The 5,058-nt window shown below is 38.9% G+C and carries 5 protein-coding genes and 1 pseudogene; 4 read left to right on the forward strand and 2 right to left on the reverse strand.

Going from position 1 to position 5,058, the window contains the following annotated elements:
- From AC1DPQ_RS23205 to AC1DPQ_RS23215, 3 genes are all read left to right on the forward strand, one after another.
- Positions 1-1,887: SusC/RagA family TonB-linked outer membrane protein (locus tag AC1DPQ_RS23205; RefSeq protein ID WP_477611012.1), on the forward strand; the 1,887-nt coding region annotated here is incomplete at its 5' end.
- A 29-nt stretch (positions 1,888-1,916) separates the two neighbouring features.
- Positions 1,917-3,104, forward strand: coding sequence for a RagB/SusD family nutrient uptake outer membrane protein (locus AC1DPQ_RS23210; protein ID WP_477611013.1), 1,188 nt, complete (start codon positions 1,917-1,919; stop codon positions 3,102-3,104).
- Between the two features lie 4 nt (positions 3,105-3,108).
- Positions 3,109-3,756 carry a RagB/SusD family nutrient uptake outer membrane protein gene (locus AC1DPQ_RS23215; RefSeq protein WP_477611014.1) on the forward strand — a complete coding sequence of 216 codons (648 nt, stop codon included), beginning with the start codon at positions 3,109-3,111 and terminating at the stop codon, positions 3,754-3,756.
- 67 nt (positions 3,757-3,823) lie between these two features.
- Here AC1DPQ_RS23215 and AC1DPQ_RS23220 read toward each other — a convergent pair whose 3' ends face one another.
- Positions 3,824-4,099 carry a Txe/YoeB family addiction module toxin gene (locus AC1DPQ_RS23220; RefSeq protein ID WP_477585988.1) on the reverse strand — a complete coding sequence of 92 codons (276 nt, stop codon included), beginning with the start codon at positions 4,097-4,099 and terminating at the stop codon, positions 3,824-3,826.
- Between the two features lie 3 nt (positions 4,100-4,102).
- Complete coding sequence (locus AC1DPQ_RS23225; RefSeq protein ID WP_477611015.1) at positions 4,103-4,378, reverse strand: type II toxin-antitoxin system Phd/YefM family antitoxin; 276 nt, start codon at positions 4,376-4,378, stop codon at positions 4,103-4,105.
- 418 nt (positions 4,379-4,796) lie between these two features.
- Here AC1DPQ_RS23225 and AC1DPQ_RS23230 point away from each other — a divergent pair.
- Positions 4,797-5,058: pseudogene (locus tag AC1DPQ_RS23230) on the forward strand (glycosyl hydrolase); the annotation flags it as partial.

Raw genomic sequence — 5,058 nt, forward strand, 5'->3', positions numbered from 1 at the left:
GGTTTATATGGTGCAGCACTTGGCATGCTTCCTGTTGCTGTACCTTTTGATGTAAATGGTAACAGGATTAATTTACCTGGTGCCGATATCAATATTCAAAATCCAGTGGGTGAAGATCAATACAATATCAATTTACGTAAAGTGTTAAGAACAATCGGCTCTTTCTATGCTGAAGTAAGCCTTTTAAAAGGATTAAAGTACCGTATTAACTTCGGTCCTGATTTTTATAATAACTATAACGGAAGATATCAGGATGCAAAATCAATCAATCGTGGCGCGGGCGAATCAGGTTCTACCAATTATGCTCAGCTTAACCAAAACAACAGATTTGCCTATACGCTAGATCACTTGGTTTATTACGATAAAACAATAAAAAAACACAACTTTGGCGTTACTTTATTGCAGAGTTCATCGCTCTTTAAAGAAGAGAGTTCATCAATGACGGGAACTAAAATCCCTTTAAGTAACCCACTCTGGTATGGCCTAGGCGGTGCAAATATTCCGAGCCTGGATGCTTTTAGTACCGATTTGAGTAGAAACACTCTAGTATCTTACATGGCCAGGGTTAATTACGGCTTTAATAGCAAATACCTGTTAACAGCGTCTGCCCGTTGGGATGGTGCATCGCAATTAGCTGAAGGCAACAAATGGGACTTTTTCCMTTCTACTGCAATTGCGTGGCGTGTAGATCAGGAAGATTTTATGAAAAATATCAAATGGATCGATCAACTGAAACTTCGCTTAGGTGTGGGTAGTGTAGGTAATTCAGCCATTTCTTATGGAACAACTTTAGGTAAATTACAGCCCTTAACTTATACTTATGGCGGTTCGGTACAAACCGGATATGTAGCATCAGATGCATCACTGGCCAGTCCGCCTACCTTACCAAACAAGGCGCTTGGATGGGAGCATACCTTACAATATAACCTTGGTCTTGATTTTAGCTTAGTTAAAGGCAGAGTTGGCGGTTCCATAGACTTATATAAATCTAATACCACCGACCTGTTATTGCAAAAAGATATCTCTTCGATAAATGGTTATACTTCATCTTTCGACAACATTGGAGAAACCCATAATAAAGGTATCGACATTACCCTGAACACTGTAAACTTAAAAAACAAAGATTTTAGCTGGTCTACAACCCTAAGCTTTTCGGCAAGTAAAGATAAAGTGGTTAAACTGGCCAACGGCGATGTGATTGGTAGTTTATTGTTCATCGGTCAAAGGGTTAGAGTAGCCTACGATTTTGTAAAAGATGGCATCTGGCAGAATACGCCTGAAGACTTAGCTGAAATGGCAAAATTTAATGCTAACCTGCCAGCAGCAAGCGCTTTTAAACCAGGCAGCATTCGGGTTAGGGACTTAAATAACGATTATAAAATTGATGCCAATAACGATAGAATGATAAGAGGAAGTTACACGCCAAGCTGGACAAGCGGGATTACCAATACCTTTAATTATAAAAACTTCGACCTTTCTATTTTTATTATTGCAAGATATAATTTCTTAATTGCCACGGGTGCAGAATCACTTCAAGGCCGTTTTGCCCAACGTTTGGTTGATTATTGGACACCAACCAATCCAACAAACGATTATCCTGCACCAAATTATGGAAGTGCAGCCGGCGACCCTTACAGAAGTGCTATGAACTACCAGGACGGATCTTTCGTAAAAATCAGGAATATCTCATTGGGCTATTATTTCCCGGAAAAAATTGCTAAAAAATTATCATTATCTAAATTAAGGGTATATGCGCAGGCCATTAATCCGGGTTTAATCTACTCTAATGTTGGTTGGGTTGATCCTGATTCAGGTATCTCATCCAATAATTCCGTTACCTCAACTTTTAACAGAGGTGTAGTATTTGGTGTTAATGTTAGTCTGTAATCCTTAACCGCTATTTAAAGAAATTGATCATGAAAAAGATTATAAATATATTATCGGGTGCTGCAATATTAGGAGGATTGATGATTTTCCCTACTTCTTGCAAAAAAAGCTTCTTAGATGAAGAAGTTGTTAATGCCCGTACCACTGCAGATTTTATCACAACTGATGGCCTCGACGGTTTAACCATAGGCATGTACCAAAGTTTAAAATTTCATTTTAATTATACCTGGGCATACACTACATCCAACTATGGAGTGGATGAATTTACCGTTGGTGGAGATAGAACCGAACAAATGTGGAACTCTTACGACGCCAGTTTAAATTCCCTTAATTCGGATGTGGCCAGTGTATGGGACAATATGTACGAAAACATAAATTCGGCCAATATCCTTATCAAAAACGTGCCGTTGTATTATCAGGGTGCAAGTAAAAACACACGCCTGGGCGAAGGTTATTTTATGCGTGCTTTCGATTATTTTAAACTGGTAAAACAGTATGGTGGCGTTCCGTTGAGGTTAGAAGCACAGGATTTAATTCAGGAAGAATTTACAAGGAATAGTGCAAAAGAGGTATATGAGCAAGTGATTCAAGATTTTACACAGGCTTATAACTTTTTGCCAGCTACAGTAACAGAAACCGGGCGGATTACCAAATGGGCAGCTGCTCACTTTTTGGCAAAGGCATATTTATTCCGTGCAAGCGAAATAAACAATGCATGGAATAGCGATACCAAAACTGCTGATTTACAAAATGCAGTAAAATATGCCGACCTGGTGATTAACAGCGGTCAGCATACCCTGGCTACCAACTTTAGCGATTTATGGAATTTCACCACCATTGATGGCGCGAACGAAACCAACAAAGAAATCATATTAGCCGCACAGTTTTCTGGCAATACAGCTACTCAGGGGCGTTATGGGAATCAAGTACATTTGTATTATCCCTCTATTTACCAAAATTTACCAGGTATGCAACGCGATATCCCTGGCGATCGTGAATTCCAGCGTTTAAGATCTACAGATTATGCCTTGGATGTTTTCGACCGTGTAAACGAATACCAGGTATACACCTGCCGTTGCAAATGCAAACCCTGCACTTCCCACCGATATCGGCCGCCGCAAACCAAGTATGTATGTAAGGTATTTTGCTGGCCAACCGCAAAGTTATTTGGGTGGGCATGGAAATTATGGTGTAAGTCAGTTTGTTGCTTTATCTAAATTTATGGATGGTTCAAGAAATGCTGTAGCCTCACAATTTGGTCAACGTGATGGAATTTTAGCACGACTTGCAGAAACCTATTTAATTGCGGCTGAAGCTTACGGACGAATGGGCCAGTTTGCGCAGGCCATTCCATATCTAAATAAAGTTAGAGATCGTGCTGCTTATAAAGAAGGAGAAGACAGATCAGCATACGTAGATGGTGGTGCGTCGTATAAAAACAATGCTGCTGCAAACACAGCGCCATTTGTTTCATACTCTGATAAAAACAGCTACTTCGAATCAAATAACATCACTGCCACAACAGCCACCACGCTAACCAGTATGCACTTAAATAGTGAGGCTGATATATTTAACTCCAATAAAGAGTTTTATGATAAAATTGGTGCTACCTCACAGGAAAATAAGTTTACAGCTTTTATTTTAAACGAACGCTCGAGAGAGCTAATGGGCGAGTTATTACGCTGGGAAGATTTGGCACGCACCAAAACATTGGTTGCAAGAACAGCTGCCTTTAACGATGAAGCAAAACCATCAGAAAGCAAACATTACCTGCGCCCGATTCCTCAAAGTTTCTTAGATGTGATTAAGAACGGGGGGGCAGCATTAACACCTGAACAAAAACAGGCCATGCAAAACCCTGGTTGGTAAGCCAATTAAGCCTTTAAAAAAGAGCAATTTACTTTCGGGTTTATTGCTCTTTTTTGTTTGGATATTACTATTTATTGTAGTGAAACCGGCATTGAATAATGGCACATTGTTGATCTTTGCCTTTGGTACCCGATATTTGATAAACCAAACGATGCTCCCCGGTAATCCGCCGTGACCAAAAGCCTTTTAAATTATGCTTTAAAGCTTCAGGTTTTCCTAAACCATGAAATGGTGTTCTTGTTATATCTTTCAGGAGTGCCCTAATTTTTCTTTCTGCTTCGTCATCATTATCCATCCAATATTCAAAATCCTCCCAGGCTTCTTCAGTAAATAATATATTCATTGCTTAAAGCTCAACTGACCTTTCGTCTTCTACAGAAAATTGCCTCATTCTACCGTTTTTCAAACTCTCTATAGATTTATCTAATCTTTTGCGATTTGCTTCTGTCGACATTAAATGTGCAGTTTCGGTAAGTGCATTATATTCTTTAATTGAAATCACTACAATAGCATCATCTTCATTATTATTTCTTGGAACAATCAAAACGTCCTCTGTAGCACTTACCTCATCGAAATAGCCTTTCATATTTGTTCTCAGAGAAGAAATGGTTACTGCTTTCATATTTATCAAATTTGTACAATCAAATGTACATCATAACGTACAAAAAACCAAATAAAATAAATAATATGGTCTATACTATTACTTCCTTCATCGTATATTGGGCTCCGTTAAATTGTATTGCTTTTGTTACCACCTCGCAATATCGGATAAAGCATTATTTCAAACGTTTGAAAAGCGTTTAAAGACATTTATAGGCATTCTGCCCATTTTCTACAGGATAGAACAGGACGGCCCTCTCAATTTTAAACGCTAAACTCGTTTAAACTATTTAACCAAATATTTCCTTTTTATTAATGGCGTTTTTATCCCAATGGTATAGAAACGGTCCAATAATGATCAATTTGAGATGAAAAAACTCCTCCTTGCCTTTTTGATACTGTTTTCTATATGTGCTTTTGCTCAAAAAAGCAACAAAACAATGCTAGTTCCCAAGCCATTGTACAGCGATCCTGTTTATGATGGAGCTGCCGATCCGGTGGTGATCTGGAATAAAGGAGAAAAGAAGTGGTTTATGTTTTATACCAACCGCAGGGCAAATGTTAAAAACCTCGATGGTGTAAGTTGGGTACATGGCACGCGTATCGGCATTGCCGAATCTGAAGATGGCGTAAAATGGAAATATCGTGATACCTGCGATATTCAATACCGCTTAACCGATTATACCCATTGGGCACCAGAAG

The organism is Pedobacter sp. 01T416_2, assembly GCF_056398925.1.

Bases quoted from the DNA above. Each gene is read 5' to 3' on its own strand.
- AC1DPQ_RS23225 (WP_477611015.1), bottom strand. From the start codon at position 4,378: ATGAAAGCAGTAACCATTTCTTCTCTGAGAACAAATATGAAAGGCTAT.
- AC1DPQ_RS23220 (WP_477585988.1), bottom strand. From the start codon at position 4,099: ATGAATATATTATTTACTGAAGAAGCCTGGGAGGATTTTGAATATTGG.
- AC1DPQ_RS23215 (WP_477611014.1), top strand. From the start codon at position 3,109: ATGGATGGTTCAAGAAATGCTGTAGCCTCACAATTTGGTCAACGTGAT.
- AC1DPQ_RS23210 (WP_477611013.1), top strand. From the start codon at position 1,917: ATGAAAAAGATTATAAATATATTATCGGGTGCTGCAATATTAGGAGGA.